Here is a 14,188-nt window from a genome sequence, read left to right on the forward strand (position 1 = left end):
ATCAGTTCCTCTCGAAGGACTCGGCCATGCGGCCGATCGTGTCGATGGCGCGTTCGAGCAATGTCGGTTCGAACGGGCCGAGCAACCGGGATGCGGAGAGCAGTCCGATCGATGCACTGGAGAGTGCGAGGGCGAGGGCCTCGACATCCACGTCGTCCACGATCTCGCCTCGGCTCTGCAGCCCCCGCAGCCATTCGTTGACGCGCCTCTGCCGGTCACGGTATCGGCCGTCTGTGATATCCGCCACGTGCGCACCGAGGATGCCCCGGTCGTCGAGGAAGGCCGCCGTCATCAGCGCGTCCTCGCTCAGAGCGCGCGCGGACGCGCGGTACGCGGAGCTGAGGCGCGGCCGGTCGCCCAGCTCACGACGCACGCGGTCGTTCATCCGGGTCGTGCCGCGCTGCAGCAGCGCATCGAGGATCTCCTTCTTGCCGGCGAACTCCAGGTAGACCGCGCCCTTGCCGATGCCGGCGCGTTCGGCGATCGAGGCGACGCTCATGGCGTCGAAACCGTTGGCGAGCACGAGCTCCTCGGCAGCATCGAGGATCCGCTCGCGGCGATCAGGGACGCGGGGCCTGGGCATCGCGGTGTCCCTCCAGATGGTCGAGCATCGCCGGGACGACGAGGTCGGGGCGGTCGCGTTGCACCCAGTGCCCTGCTCCGGCGGCGACCGTCAGGGATCCGACGGGCAACACTTCCGCGGCGGCTTCGGCATGGGGGAGCGGCACCCCGGTGTCGCGATCGCCGTGCACGAGAAGCGTGGGGGTCGTGATGGACGGGAGTCGAGGCGTGTACACGGTGCGCAGTCGATTCCAGAGCACCTGATCGCGCTGCCACTCCGCGAAGCTCGTCAGGCCCGTGCCGGTGGACGCTTCGTCGAGCACCGCCTTCACGAGATCGGGAGTGCGCGCCTGAGGATTCCGCACGAGCGTGGCCAGGCCTCGTTCCATCGCGGGCGCGTTGCGCGCGTAGGACCGGGTGGCGGCCGCCAGCAGTCCTGTGCGCAGCAGCAGGAACGTGCCGAAGTGCGTCATCCGCCCGGAGAGTCCGTCGGCCAGGCGCGGCATCAATCCGTAGCACCCCAGCAGGATGGCGGACTTCGCCTGGCTCGGCCGATCGAGGAGGTGGCCGAGCGTCATGCCACCGCCGAGCGACAGGCCGGCGATGGCGTAGTCGACGAGGCCGAGTTCGTCGACGAGGTCGCCCACGTATCGCACGAGGTGTTCCTGGGTGAGGGGCCAGCCGGGACGGGGACTGCGGCCGAAACCGGGATGGTCGGGGGCGATCACGCGATGTCCGGCGCTGGCGAGCGCAGGGCCGACCTCTCCCCACGAGAGCTGCGCGTTGTCGGCGCCACCGCCATGCAGAAGCAGGACGGGAAGGCCGGCTTCGGATGAGGGGCGCCATTCCAGGACCGAGACCGTGGTGCCGGGGAGGGTGATGCTCGTGCGACGTGGCTCCATGAAGCCCCTTTCGTTGTGACCAGGTTACCCGATCGGGTCACAACGAGGGTGGGGTCAACCGACGCCGATCAGGACCCCGCGTCGGAGGCCGCAGCCTTCTGTGCCGCCCGCAGCTCGGCCGTCGCGATCTGCACTTCGGCCTCGGCTCGCTGGAGCCGCCGCTGGGGGAACGTGGTCGCGGCGAACCTCGCATGAACGCGATCGGACCTCTCCTCCTCGGTGGTCACGATGTAGGCGCAGGCGAACAGCATCACCTGGGTCGAGAAGTTCAGCCAGATCAGCAGCGCCAGGAGGGACGCGAACGAGGCGAGCAGCGGGTTGCTGGTCGCGCCGCCCACGAACAGACCGGACAGCTCCTGGAGTACCAGCAGACCGAGGGCGCCGATCAGGGCGCCGGGCCACAGGGAACCGGCGGCGGGACGCACGCCCGAGAGCACGCGGAACACACCGATGATGAGCACGGCGTCGAGAGCGAACACCACGAGCAGCGAGAGCAGCCGAACGGTCCAGGCGACCGCGGCGGAGTCGGCGGGCAGGCCGAGGAGGTCGGCGATCCACTCGACTCCGAGCTGACCGACGAAGGTGAGCGCGGCGGAGGCGACGAAGGCGAGTCCGATCCCGAGCGCCAGGGCGAGGTTGCGCAGGATCACCCACACCCAGAGGATGTCGTCCTGGACGGTCCCGGCGATCACCCGCACGGCGGTGCGGAGAGAGCCGATCGCTCCCAGAGCGGCTCCGACGAGGGCGACGAGCGAGATGATGCCCGCGACGGAGAGCGATGCGGGGGCCTTCAGATCCTCGGGATTGATCGCGCCGTCTTTCCCGATCAGGCCGGGGACGGCGGACTGCACTGCCTGGATGATGGCGCGCCACGCGTCGGGGTTGCCGGCGAGCCAGAGCGCGGCGATCGAGAAGCCCAGCAGCACGCCCGCGAACACACTGAACAAAGCGCGGTACGTGACGCTGTCGGCCAGCATCGGACCCCGTCGCTCGGAGTAGAGCAGTGCGGCCCTGACCGGTCGCCGGGAGAGTGCCCACGCGATGGCCGGCGTCGTGATGCGCGCGATAAGTCCGGGTTTCGGCTTCGCGGAGGACTCCGTGTCGTGGTGTGCTGTCTCGCTGTTCGTCACGCCCCCACCTTAGGAGGCACCTGCGGAGTGCTGCAGGGGCTTGACGCGGCGAGTCACCGTGATCAAGGCGACGGGGTGGGTGCCCTAGAATCGGGTCAACCTCGATGTGCGTGCCCTGCCCGAGATCCTTCCCACGATTGGTGATCAGTGCTTCTCCCTGCCGATTCGCTCGCCCCGGAATGGCTCGCCGTCCCCGAGGACGCGAACGATCTCGCCGACGGCGTCTGGCCGGCCTCAGCAGTACGAGACGACGACGGCGTGCTCGACATCGCCGGCGTCAGCGCCACGGACCTGGCCCGCACCTACGGCACTCCGCTCCTCGTGCTCGATGAAGACGAGGTTCGCGGGCGTGCGCGCAGATTCCGCCTGGCGTTCGACAGGGCAGCGGCCGAGAACGGCACCACGGCGCAGGTGTACTACGCGGGCAAGGCGTTCTTGTGCACGACCGTGGCGCGCTGGGTCGTCGACGAGGGACTGCGCGTCGACGTGTGCACCGGGGGAGAGCTGGCCGTGGCCCTCGCCGCTGGGGTCGCTCCCGCTTCCATCGGCTTCCACGGCAACAACAAGTCGGTCGCCGAGCTGGAACGCGCGGTCGAGGTCGGGGTCGGCACGATCATCGTGGACAGTGCCATCGAGATCGAACGCCTCGCAGCGATCACGGCGCGTACCGGCGTGACGCAGCGCGTGCTCGTGCGTGTGATCAGCGGCGTCCACGCCGAGACCCACGACTTCCTCGCCACCGCCCACGAGGACCAGAAGTTCGGGTTCCCCCTGCCGGACGCGGAGCGGGCCGTGGCCCGGATCCGGGAGATCCCCGGCCTGGTGTTCGCCGGACTGCACTGCCACATCGGCTCGCAGATCTTCGGCGTCGCCGGCTTCCGCGAATCCGCGTCGCGCGTGCTCGACCTGCATGCAGCCCTGCTCGAGGACGGCCCCGTGCCCCAGCTCAACCTCGGCGGCGGCTTCGGCATCGCGTACACGCGTGTGGACGACCCGACACCCATCGAAGACCTTGCCGGTGCCATCATCACCGCGGTCGCCGACGACTGCGCCGCCCGGGGCATCCCCATTCCCGCCCTGTCCTTCGAACCCGGCCGCGCCATCGTCGGCACGGCCGGTGTCACGATCTACGAGGTCGGCACCACCAAGGACGTGACGATCGACACCGGAGCCGTCCGCCGCTACATCAGCGTCGACGGCGGGATGAGCGACAACGCACGTCCGGCGCTGTACGGCGCCCAGTACTCGGCGCGGATCGCCTCACGCGTCGGAGCGGGCGAGCCGCGCCTCAGCCGCGTGGTCGGCAAGCACTGCGAGTCGGGCGACATCGTCGTCGATCACGAGTACCTTCCCGACGACCTCGTGCCCGGGGACCTGCTCGCCGTGCCGGCGACCGGCGCCTACTGCGTCTCGCTCGCCAGCAACTACAACCACGTCCCGCGTCCGCCGGTCGTCGCCGTACGCGATGGACGTTCCGCGGTCATCGTCCGCGGCGAGACCATCGACGACGTGCTGGCCCGCGACGCGGGCATCGACGGGGCGCACGCCCCCGAGGGAGACCAATGACCCACCTCCGAAGGAGCAACCATGACTGAATACCGACGACTTCGTGTGGCGCTGCTGGGTGCCGGAGCGGTCGGCTCTCAGGTCGCGGCCCTCCTGCTGCGCCACGGCGACGAACTCGCCGACCGCGCGGGCGCCGAACTGGAACTCGCCGGGATCGCGGTGCGCAACCTCGACGCGCCACGCGACGTCGACCTGCCCAAGGAGCTCTTCACGACCGACGCCGAGTCGCTCATCCTGGGCGCCGACATCGTGATCGAGCTCATCGGCGGCATCGAGCCGGCCCGCACGAACATCCTGCAGGCCATCGGCTCCGGGGCCGACGTGGTCACCGCGAACAAGGCTCTCCTGGCCACTCATGGGCCCGAGCTCTTCGAGGCCGCTGACCGGGTGGGCGCCTCCGTGTACTACGAGGCCGCCGCGGCGGGGGCGATCCCGATCATCCGTCCCCTGCGCGATTCGCTCGCCGGCGACCGCGTGGTGCGCATCATGGGCATCGTGAACGGCACGACGAACTACATCCTCGACCGGATGGAGACCGAGGGCGCCGACTTCGCCGACGTGCTCGCCGATGCGCAGCGGCTGGGCTATGCCGAGGCCGACCCGACGGCGGACGTCGAGGGTTACGATGCGGCGCAGAAGGCGGCGATCCTCGCGAGCCTGGCTTTCCACACGGCCGTGCCGCTCGAAGCCGTCTACCGCGAGGGCATCACCTCGATCACGGCATCGATGATCGAAGAGGCCAGAGCTGCAGGCTTCGTGATCAAACTGCTGGCCGTGTGCGAGCGGATCGAGGCCAACGGTGCCGAGTCGATCTCGGTGCGCGTGTACCCGGCCCTCGTCCCGGCATCGCACCCCCTCGCCTCCGTGCACGGTGCGAACAACGCGGTCTTCGTCGAGGCGGAGGCTGCGGGCTCCCTGATGTTCTACGGTGCCGGTGCCGGTGGCGTGCAGACCGCGTCGGCCGTGCTCGGCGACGTGGTCTCCGCGGCCCGTCGTCACATCGCAGGCGGCGTCGGGGTGGGAGAGTCCACTCGCGCCAACCTGCCCGTCGTGCCGATCGGTCACGTCACCACCCGGTACCAGATCACGCTCGAGGTCGCGGACGCGCCAGGTGTGCTCGCGACGGTCGCGAGCATCCTCAGCGACGGCGATGTCTCGGTCGCCACCGTCGTGCAGACCGTGGAAGGCGAGGACGAGCCCACTGCCCGTCTGATCATCGGAACGCACCGCGCGACGGAGCAGGCCCTGAGCGCCACCGTCGACGCTCTCGCGGACAGCGAGGTCGTCGCACGCGTGGTCTCGGTGCTCCGGGTGGAAGGCGAGTGACGATGACAGCGCCCGTCGTCCCCGCGGAGGGCGGAGCCGTCGAAGGACGCACCGTCGAGGTGCGGGTCCCGGCGACGAGCGCGAACCTCGGCCCCGGCTTCGACACACTGGGCCTCGCGCTCAGCATCTACGACACGCTTCTGGTCACGGCGCTGCCGGCCGGCGAGCTCGAGATCGAGGTCTCCGGTTCCGGAGCGGCCGAGATCCCTCGTGATGAGTCGAACCTGATCGTCCGCACCATCGCCTATGTGTTCGCCGACGCGGGACGCCCTGTTCCCGGTCTGCGGATCATCGCGGAGAACGCCGTGCCGCACGGCAGGGGCCTCGGCTCATCCGGTGCCGCCGTGGCTGCGGGCGTGCTCGCCGCGAAGGGATTGCTCGAGGGTGATGTGGAGATCGATGACACGGATCTCCTCCGGCTGGCGACCGAGCTCGAAGGCCACCCGGACAACGTGGCGCCGGCGCTCTTCGGTGGCCTGACGATCGCATGGATGTCGGAGCGGGGACCGCAGCACAAGAAGCTCCTCGTGCACAGGGGAGTTTCGCCTCTGGTGCTGGTCCCCACGTACACGATGTCGACCTCGCAGGCGCGGTCGCTCCAGCCGCCGCAGGTCTCCACTGCCGACGCCGTGTTCAACGTCTCCCGCTCCGCGCTGCTGATCGCCGCGTTGATGCAGAGCCCGGAGCTGCTCCTGGATGCGACTGCCGACCGCCTCCACCAGGACTACCGTGCCGGAGCGATGCCGGAGACGCAGCGTCTGGTGCAGGCGCTGCGCGCTGCCGGTTTCGCCGCGGTGGTCTCCGGCGCAGGCCCCAGTGTGCTGGTCCTCGCGGACGGCCCCGGAAGTCGTCAGGACGCGGTCGAGCTCGCCGAACGCGTCACCGACACCCCGTGGGAGGCTCTCCTGCTCGCAGTCGACGTGCGTGGTGGTACAGTGGGGTCTCGAGCGGAGGGCTCCACGTAACTGCGTGAATCTGGCCCCATTGCAACTCTTGCAAGACCCGCACGCAAACCCCTGTGGCAGAGTTCATTCCTGAGCCGCCTGCCGAGGCTGGCTGGCGCCGAGCGTCAGCCCGTGCGATCGCGCGCAGCACCCGTTGTGCGCGTTCAACGCTCATTCCCCATGACATATAAGGGAGTACTCGTGGAGAACCTCTCCGAGACCCAGAACGAACAGTCTGCGCCCGCTTCGGAAGCACCGGCGACATCCGCGGAGCCGACGGGCGAAGCAGCACCGGCGCGCAAGCGTGCGCCTCGCCGTGCCAGCACCGCGACCGCGGCTGCGAAGGCCGAGAAGGCGGAGAAGGCCGATGCCGCGAAGGCGGAGAAGGCCGCGAAGTCGGACGCCGCTCCGGAAGCGTCCGTGCCCGCGGAAGCGTCCGCCACCGCAGCAGCGTCCGCCACTGCAGAGACCGCCGAGGCTGCACCGAAGGCGAAGCGTCCGAGTCGCAGCCGTGCGAAGAAGGCCGATGCCGAGGCTCCTGCCGCGGAGACGGCGCCCGCCGAGGCCTCCGACTCCGCTGGCGCCGAGGCTCCCGCCGAGGCCGCGCCCAAGAGCACGGGACGCGGACGCCGCGGTGCGCAGAAGTCCGCAGCCGACGCCGAGGCGCCCGCTGCGGAGCCGGCAGCGGAGTCCGCTGCCGAATCGGCACCCGCTGAGGCTCCGCAGAACGCCGACTCCGACTCCGGGGACAGCGGCGAGGAGCAGGGCGGTCGCGGACGCAACCGCAGCCGCAGCCGCAACCGCGGACGCGGTCAGAACGGCGCGGCCCAGGAGCAGCAGCAGACGCAGCCCGCCGCCGACGACGAGCAGTCCGGTGGCAACAACCGCAACCGTCAGCGCAACAAGCGCCGCAACGGTGCACCGGCCGACGAGTTCGAGACCGAGATCACCGAGGACGACGTCCTGATCCCGATCGCCGGCATCCTCGACGTGCTCGACAACTACGCTTTCGTGCGCACCACCGGCTACCTCGCCGGTCCCAGCGATGTCTACGTCTCGCTCGGCCAGGTGAAGAAGTACAACCTCCGCAAGGGCGACGCGGTCGTCGGCTCCATCAAGCAGCCGCGCGAGGGCGAGCAGCAGGGGCGCCAGAAGTACAACGCCCTGGTCAAGGTCGATTCGATCAACGGCCTGTCGGTCGACGACGCGGCCACCCGCGTGGAGTTCGGCAAGCTCACCCCGCTCTACCCGCAGGAGCGTCTGCGTCTGGAGACGGCTCCGGAGAAGCTGACGCAGCGCATCATCGACCTCGTGGCGCCGATCGGCAAGGGTCAGCGTGGCCTCATCGTCGCGCCGCCGAAGGCCGGCAAGACGATCGTCCTCCAGCAGATCGCCAACGCGATCGCGCAGAACAATCCCGAGGTCCACCTCATGGTCGTGCTCGTCGACGAGCGCCCCGAAGAGGTCACCGACATGGAGCGCACCGTGAAGGGCGAGGTCATCGCCTCGACCTTCGACCGCCCCGCCGAAGACCACACCACCGTCGCCGAGCTCGCGATCGAGCGGGCCAAGCGTCTCGTCGAGCTGGGCCGCGACGTGGTCGTGCTCCTCGACTCGATCACCCGCCTCGGACGCGCGTACAACCTGGCCGCCCCGGCGTCCGGCCGCGTCCTCACCGGCGGCGTCGACGCGTCCGCGCTCTACCCGCCGAAGCGCTTCTTCGGTGCAGCCCGCAACATCGAGAACGGCGGATCCCTGACGATCCTCGCCACCGCGCTCGTCGAGACCGGCTCCAAGATGGACGAGGTCATCTTCGAGGAGTTCAAGGGCACCGGCAACAGCGAACTGCGTCTGTCGCGTCAGCTCGCCGACAAGCGGATCTTCCCGGCCGTGGACGTGAACGCGTCCAGCACCCGCCGCGAGGAGATGCTGCTCTCGGCCGACGAGGTCAAGATCACGTGGAAGCTCCGTCGCGCCCTCGCCGGACTCGACCCGCAGCAGGCGCTCGAGGTCGTGCTCGGCAAGCTCAAGGAGACCAACTCGAACGTCGAGTTCCTCGTGCAGATGCAGAAGTCGATCCCGACGCTGCCCTCGGGCGCTCACGGACACGACAACAACATCCGCTGAGCGGCCGACCCGTGTTCGAGTCCGTCCAGACTCTGATCGACGAGCATCGCCGGGTGCAGGAGGAGCTCTCCGACCCGGCGGTGCACGCCGACGCGGCACGCGCGAAGCGCGTCAACCGTCGATACGCGGAACTCTCGCGCATCGTCTCCGCCTACGAGGCCTGGGTCGCGGCGACCGACGACCTGGCGACGGCGCGGGAGTTCGCCAGGGAGGACGAGTCCATCGCGGCGGAGATCCCTGCGATGGAAGAAGAGCTGCAGGGCGCTCAGGAGCGTCTGCGGCGTCTGCTGATCCCGCGTGACCCCGACGATGCCCGCGACGTGATCATGGAGATCAAGGCAGGGGAGGGCGGCGCGGAGTCCGCGCTGTTCGCCGCCGACCTCCTGCGCATGTACATCCAGTACGCCGCATCCAAGGGCTGGAAGACCGAGCTGCTCGAGCGCAACGAGTCAGACCTCGGTGGGTACAAGGACGTGCAGGTCGCGATCAAGGGTTCCTCCTCCGATCCGGCGCAGGGCGTCTGGGCGCACCTGAAGTACGAGGGAGGGGTGCACCGTGTGCAGCGGGTGCCGGCGACGGAGTCGCAGGGCCGCATCCACACCTCGACGACCGGTGTGCTGGTCTTCCCCGAGGTCGATGAGCCGGAGGAGATCCACATCGACCAGAACGACCTCAAGATCGATGTGTTCCGCTCCTCGGGGCCCGGCGGTCAGTCCGTCAACACCACGGACTCCGCGGTGCGGATCACACACGTGCCCACCGGCATCGTCGTGTCGATGCAGAACGAGAAGTCGCAGCTGCAGAACCGCGAGGCCGCGATGCGCGTGCTGCGCGCCCGAATGCTGGCCAAGCAGCAGGAGGAGCTCGACGCAGCCGCCTCCGACGCGCGCAAGTCGCAGATCCGGGGCATGGACCGTTCGGAGCGCATCCGCACCTACAACTTCCCGGAGAACCGGATCGCGGATCACCGGACCGGATTCAAGGCGTACAACCTCGATCAGGTCATGGACGGCGCGCTCGACCCGATCATCGAGAGCGCGATCGCCGCCGACGAGGAAGCACGCCTCGCAGCCGTCGGCTCCGATTCCTGAGCCGTCCATCCGCTGACGTCAGACGCGTGCGGCGTAGCGGTGTTCGGGGCGGCCCGTCGATCCGTAGTTGAGGCGCACGTCGACGACGGCTCTCGCCGCGAGAGCTGCGAGATGCCGTTGCGCGGTCGCGCGCGAGATTCCGACGCGTTCCCCGATCTCCGCTGCCGAACGCTCTCCGTCGCCGAGTGCGGCGAGCACGAGCTGCTCCGTCGCCGACCGCGAGACGGACACCGGTTCGCCCGCACCGTGCAGGATGGCGAGGGCGCGGTCGACGTCTTCCTGGCGGAGGGTGCGATCACCGTCGAGGAGGTTGCGGTATCGCACGTAGCGATCCAGGAGTCCTGACAGAGCCCGTCGCTCGAAGGGCTTCACGAGATAGCCGACAGCTCCCGACCGCAGTGCTCTGCGTACCGTCGGAGCGTCGTCGGCGGCGGAGATCAGGATCGCGTCGATGCCGGACTCGCGGACGAGCGCGATGCCGTCCCCGTCGGGAAGGAACACGTCGGCGATGAGCAGGTCCGGTCGGGAAGCACGCATGCTGTCGCGGGCTTCGGCGAGCGATCGCACGGTCTCGGCGACGCCGACTCCTGCGTGCTCCTCGACGATGCCCTGATGAAGCTGGGCGACGCGGAAGTCGTCGTCCAGGATGAGTACGCGCAGGGGGACGGTCATGTGTTCTCCTCAGGATCGGGGGAGCTGCGGTCGACTGCTCCGTTGATGCGCGCGGCGAAGACAGCGCCGCCTTCGACACCGCGGCTGTCGATACCGCGGCTGTCGACACCGCCGGGGTCGATGACCCAGAGGTCGCCCCCGTTCCGACGGGCGATCTCCGTCGACAGCGGAAGTCCGATCCCATGCCCGTGCACGGTGTCGGTGGTCTTCTGGTCCCGCGTCCGCGGGGCGAAAGGATCGACGTCTCCGAGTCCGGGGCCGGAGTCGGAGACGGTGAACACCAGTGCATCGTCGTCGTCCAGGACCGCCACCTCGACCCAGCGCGGAGTCCGCTCTCCCGAGACCGCGGCGGTCACGGCGTTGTCCACGAGGTTGCCGAGGACTGCGGCGACGTCTTCGGGAGCGATCACCGTGCCGATCAGGTGGGTGTCGTCCGCGATGCGCAGGGCGACGCCGCGTTCTCCGGCTTCGACGGCTTTGGCGCCCAGGAACGAGTGCAGAAAGGGGTCCCGCAGGAGGTCCAGCCCCACGACCGGGAACGCCACAGGACCCCGCTCCACGAGCTCGCCGAGGAACGCCCTGGCATCTGTGACCCGGCCGGCATCGATGAGTCCGGCGGCCACGTGCATGCGGTTGGCGAACTCGTGTCTCTGCACGCGCAACGCGGCGGTCATCGTCCTGACCGTCTCCAGGCGCTCGGCCAAGGCGACCAGGTCCGTGCGGTCGCGCACGATGAGCACGGTGCCGAGTTGCTGCCCCTCGCGCACCACGCTCCGCGAGTCGAGATACAGCATCCGGTCTCCGACGAGGGCGCTCGTGCGGGCGCCGGTACTCGTGAGGGTGTCCAGGATGGCCGGGAGGAGACCGAGGTCGTCGACGGGACGTCCGACCGGGTCGTCGAGGTCGAGCAGCCGATCGGCGGCGGCGTTGCTGACCCGGACGATGCCGCGTGTGTCTATGGCGATGACGCCGTCGTCGACCCCGTCCAGCACGGCCGTCTGGTTCTGCACGAGCGCGACCAGCTCTTCCGGCTGCACGCCGAGGGTGAGACGCTCCCATCGTCTGCGGAGCAGGAGGGATGCGAGCACAGCCAGAGCGAGGGCGCCCGCAGCCGTACCCCCGATCACGGCGAGCAGGGGCGGCAGGTCGTCGAAGACACCCGCACGCTCGAACCCCACACTGACCTCGCCCACCGGGGTGCCGGTCTCGTCCCGGACGGGAACCTTCGCGCGTGCGGACTCGCCGAGTGTCCCGGTCTGCCAGTCGACGATCTCGGCGCCCGCGAGCACCTCTTCGTATGGCGTGCTGACCTCTTCGCCGATCCGTGCGGGGGTGGGATGCGCGAGACGGATGCCGTTGTCATCGGTGAGCACCACGAACAGTGCGCCAGTGCGCGCGGTGACATCGGATGCGATGCGCTGCAGGTCGCCTTCGCGCAATTCTGCCGCGTCGGGTGTGCCCTCCTGGAGGGAGATGCGAGCGACCTCTGCGCGCACCTGCGGATCCTCTGCGAGGGTGCGGGCGATTCCCAGCGCCGTCGACTCCGCCTCGGCACGCAGCTGCTGCACGGCGAGGAGGAGATACACCCCGGTGCACAGGGCGACGACGAGGGTCACCGTCGCAAGCTGCAGGAGCAGGGCGCGCGTGGCGAACCGCGGTCTGGTCGACGTCATCCTCGGCACCGTGATTCTCTCCATGCTGCGCTCGCGCAATATGCGCAGAACCCACGCTACGCGCACAACGACAGGGAATGCGACATACCGCTCCCTCGGCGCGCGGATTGCCTATTCTCGTCGGGATCCGTCGACGCAGACGGAGACACGACGAAGGAGTCAACGCATGCCAGACGCACTCACCGGTCTGTTCGCGGCCGCCGAAGAGGCGCCGACCTACGATGTGGCGTTCGTGCCGCCGGAGTGGGTGCTCGTGCTGCTGGGGTTCACGATGGTCCTCGCGTTCATGACGCTCATCATGACCAAGCGTCTCACTCCCATGGTGGCGCTGATCCTGGTTCCGACCGCGTTCGGGCTCTTCGCCGGCGCAGGTCTCGGCCTCGGCGACATGATCCTCGATTCGATCGGCAAGATGGCGCCGACCGCGGCGCTGCTGATGTTCGCGATCATGTTCTTCGGCATCATGATCGACGTGGGGCTGTTCGATCCACTCATCCGCCTCATCACGCGGCTGCTCGGAGACGACCCGGCGAAGGTGGTGCTCGGAACCGCGATCCTCGCCGGCGCGGTCTCCCTGGACGGCGACGGTTCAACGACCTTCATCATCACGACGTCGGCGATGCTCCCCATCTACCTCCGGCTCGGGATGAGCCCCGTGGTGCTGACGTGCGTCGCCGGCCTCATGAACGGCACGCTGAACATCGTTCCCTGGGGCGGGCCGACCGTGCGCGCCGCGACAGCGCTCGGAGTGCAGCCGACAGACATCTTCGTGCCGATGCTGCCCGCGCTCGGCGCCGGTATCGTCGTGACTCTCGGGTTCGCGTGGATCCTCGGACTGCAGGAGCGTCGCCGCCTCGGGCGCCTGGACTCGGAGGGCCTGCTCGTCGGCGCCGACGGCGGATCGCTGTCGACCGTGCCGAAGATCTTCCGCGGTGCGGAGCCGAAGCCCGGAGCGCGCGCGTCGCTGCGTACCGGCAACCTCGTGGTCGTCGCCGGCGGCCATGCTCCGGTCTCCGCTGCGAGCGTCGACCCCGCGGACACGGCCATGGCGGACACGATGCTGGACCCCGCCCGCCCCACGCTCCGACCGAAGCTCATCTGGTTCAACCTCGCCCTCACACTCGCGGTGATGGTGCTGCTGGTGCTCGACATCCTGCCGCTGCCGTACGTGTTCATGGTGGGGGCCGGGCTCGCCCTCGTCATCAACTTCCGGGGCATCAAGGAGCAGGCCTCCGAGATCGTCGCGCACGCACCGAGCATCGTGGGCGTCGTCTCAATGGTGATCGCGGCCGGTGTCCTGGTGGGCGTGCTCACCGGCACCGGAATGGTCGACGCGATGGCCGCGTGGATCACGAACGTGCTTCCTCCTGCTCTCGGCCCGTTCCTCGCACCGATCACCGGACTCCTGTCGATCCCGTTCACGTTCTTCATGTCGAACGACGCGTTCTACTTCGGCATCCTCCCGGTGCTCGCCCAGAGCGCTGCCAACTTCGGCATCGATCCCGTGGAGATGGCGAGGGCGTCGATCACCGGTCAGCCCGTGCACCTGCAGAGTCCGCTCGTGCCTGCGATCCTGCTGCTCGTGTCCCTCGCGAGCGTGAACCTGGGCGATCACCACCGCAAGGTCCTGTGGCGCGCGACCATCGTCTCGCTCGTGATGCTCGGCGTCGGCATCCTGAGCGGAGCGGTCCCGTTCTTCGTGGCCCAGTGACCGGACGGCGGGGAGTGCGGACAGCGCACTCCCCGCTCTCCTGGAGCCGGGGCGCTATGCTCAGCCCGTGATCACATTCCTCTTCCGCGGCCTGCTCTACCTGGTGTCCGCCGGCCTCGGCCTGATCGCCGCCGACCTGCTGCTCGACGGCTTCGAGATCGAGTGGGACAAGTGGTGGGGATTCGTCATCTGCATCCTGATCTTCGCGATCCTGCAGAGCGTGCTCTCGCCGTGGGTCATGAAGATCGCCAATCGCTACGCACCCGTGCTCATGGGCGGCATCGGCATCGTGTCGACGCTGATCTCGCTGATCATCGTCGTGCTGCTCCCGATCGGTGGTCTGCGCATCACCGACCTCACCGGATGGCTGCTGGGTTCGGTCATCGTGTGGTTGATCACGGCCCTCGGAAGTGTGCTGCTCCCGCTGATCTTCCTCCGCAAGAAGGTCGAGTCGGTCAAGGGAGAACGCCGCTAGCGCACGCGAG

General features: G+C 69.0%; 12 protein-coding genes. 7 read left to right on the top strand and 5 right to left on the bottom strand.

All coding sequences use genetic code 11. From position 1 onward, the window contains the following. Position 1: 1 nt before the first annotated feature. The 3 genes from HDC31_RS07125 to HDC31_RS07135 form a co-directional block, all read right to left on the bottom strand. Complete coding sequence (locus HDC31_RS07125) at positions 2-583, bottom strand: TetR/AcrR family transcriptional regulator (RefSeq protein ID WP_113681996.1); 582 nt, start codon at positions 581-583, stop codon at positions 2-4. Continuing rightward, complete coding sequence (locus HDC31_RS07130) at positions 561-1,463, bottom strand: alpha/beta fold hydrolase (RefSeq protein ID WP_113681995.1); 903 nt, start codon at positions 1,461-1,463, stop codon at positions 561-563. Before HDC31_RS07130 ends, HDC31_RS07125 begins: the two co-directional genes overlap by 23 nt. Before the next feature lie 68 nt (positions 1,464-1,531). Beyond that, on the bottom strand, positions 1,532-2,593 hold the full coding sequence (locus HDC31_RS07135) for a YihY/virulence factor BrkB family protein (protein ID WP_113681994.1): 1,062 nt from the start codon (positions 2,591-2,593) through the stop codon (positions 1,532-1,534). A 147-nt stretch (positions 2,594-2,740) separates the two neighbouring features. Between HDC31_RS07135 and lysA the strand changes: the two genes are divergently transcribed. The 5 genes from lysA to prfA all read left to right on the top strand — a co-directional run bounded on the left by lysA (position 2,741) and on the right by prfA (position 9,647). Continuing rightward, complete coding sequence (gene lysA, locus HDC31_RS07140) at positions 2,741-4,159, top strand: diaminopimelate decarboxylase (RefSeq protein ID WP_113681993.1); 1,419 nt, start codon at positions 2,741-2,743, stop codon at positions 4,157-4,159. Between the two features lie 21 nt (positions 4,160-4,180). Further along, on the top strand, positions 4,181-5,485 hold the full coding sequence (locus HDC31_RS07145) for a homoserine dehydrogenase (protein ID WP_046748226.1): 1,305 nt from the start codon (positions 4,181-4,183) through the stop codon (positions 5,483-5,485). Between the two features lie 2 nt (positions 5,486-5,487). Then, entirely contained in the window at positions 5,488-6,450 is a 963-nt protein-coding gene (thrB, locus tag HDC31_RS07150) for a homoserine kinase (protein WP_046748227.1), read from the top strand. Positions 6,451-6,609: 159 nt separating this feature from the next. Next, on the top strand, positions 6,610-8,556 hold the full coding sequence (rho, locus tag HDC31_RS07155; protein ID WP_179515942.1) for a transcription termination factor Rho: 1,947 nt from the start codon (positions 6,610-6,612) through the stop codon (positions 8,554-8,556). An 11-nt stretch (positions 8,557-8,567) separates the two neighbouring features. Then, on the top strand, positions 8,568-9,647 hold the full coding sequence (prfA, locus tag HDC31_RS07160) for a peptide chain release factor 1 (protein WP_046748229.1): 1,080 nt from the start codon (positions 8,568-8,570) through the stop codon (positions 9,645-9,647). Between the two features lie 18 nt (positions 9,648-9,665). Here the strand turns inward: prfA and HDC31_RS07165 are convergent, their stop codons facing one another. Beyond that, on the bottom strand, positions 9,666-10,319 hold the full coding sequence (locus HDC31_RS07165; protein WP_046748230.1) for a response regulator: 654 nt from the start codon (positions 10,317-10,319) through the stop codon (positions 9,666-9,668). Continuing rightward, entirely contained in the window at positions 10,316-11,992 is a 1,677-nt protein-coding gene (locus HDC31_RS07170) for a sensor histidine kinase (protein ID WP_257021978.1), read from the bottom strand. The genes HDC31_RS07165 and HDC31_RS07170 overlap by 4 nt, the downstream gene beginning before the upstream one ends. Before the next feature lie 166 nt (positions 11,993-12,158). Here HDC31_RS07170 and HDC31_RS07175 point away from each other — a divergent pair, with 166 nt between their 5' ends. Both HDC31_RS07175 and HDC31_RS07180 read left to right on the top strand, forming a co-directional pair. After that, complete coding sequence (locus tag HDC31_RS07175; protein ID WP_061015178.1) at positions 12,159-13,703, top strand: CitMHS family transporter; 1,545 nt, start codon at positions 12,159-12,161, stop codon at positions 13,701-13,703. A gap of 67 nt (positions 13,704-13,770) precedes the next feature. Then, positions 13,771-14,178, top strand: a complete 408-nt coding sequence (locus HDC31_RS07180; RefSeq protein WP_046748232.1) for a phage holin family protein — start codon at positions 13,771-13,773, stop codon at positions 14,176-14,178. Positions 14,179-14,188 lie beyond the last annotated feature (10 nt).

The sequence above is a fragment of the Microbacterium sp. JAI119 genome, assembly GCF_013410135.1.
GTDB classification, from domain to species: domain Bacteria; phylum Actinomycetota; class Actinomycetes; order Actinomycetales; family Microbacteriaceae; genus Microbacterium; species Microbacterium oxydans.

Coding starts and splice junctions, on each gene's coding strand:
- HDC31_RS07125 (WP_113681996.1), bottom strand. CDS start 583: ATGCCCAGGCCCCGCGTCCCTGATCGCCGCGAGCGGATCCTCGATGCT.
- HDC31_RS07130 (WP_113681995.1), bottom strand. CDS start 1,463: ATGGAGCCACGTCGCACGAGCATCACCCTCCCCGGCACCACGGTCTCG.
- HDC31_RS07145 (WP_046748226.1), top strand. CDS start 4,181: ATGACTGAATACCGACGACTTCGTGTGGCGCTGCTGGGTGCCGGAGCG.
- thrB (WP_046748227.1), top strand. CDS start 5,488: ATGACAGCGCCCGTCGTCCCCGCGGAGGGCGGAGCCGTCGAAGGACGC.
- rho (WP_179515942.1), top strand. CDS start 6,610: ATGACATATAAGGGAGTACTCGTGGAGAACCTCTCCGAGACCCAGAAC.
- HDC31_RS07165 (WP_046748230.1), bottom strand. CDS start 10,319: ATGACCGTCCCCCTGCGCGTACTCATCCTGGACGACGACTTCCGCGTC.
- HDC31_RS07170 (WP_257021978.1), bottom strand. CDS start 11,992: ATGACGTCGACCAGACCGCGGTTCGCCACGCGCGCCCTGCTCCTGCAG.
- HDC31_RS07175 (WP_061015178.1), top strand. CDS start 12,159: ATGCCAGACGCACTCACCGGTCTGTTCGCGGCCGCCGAAGAGGCGCCG.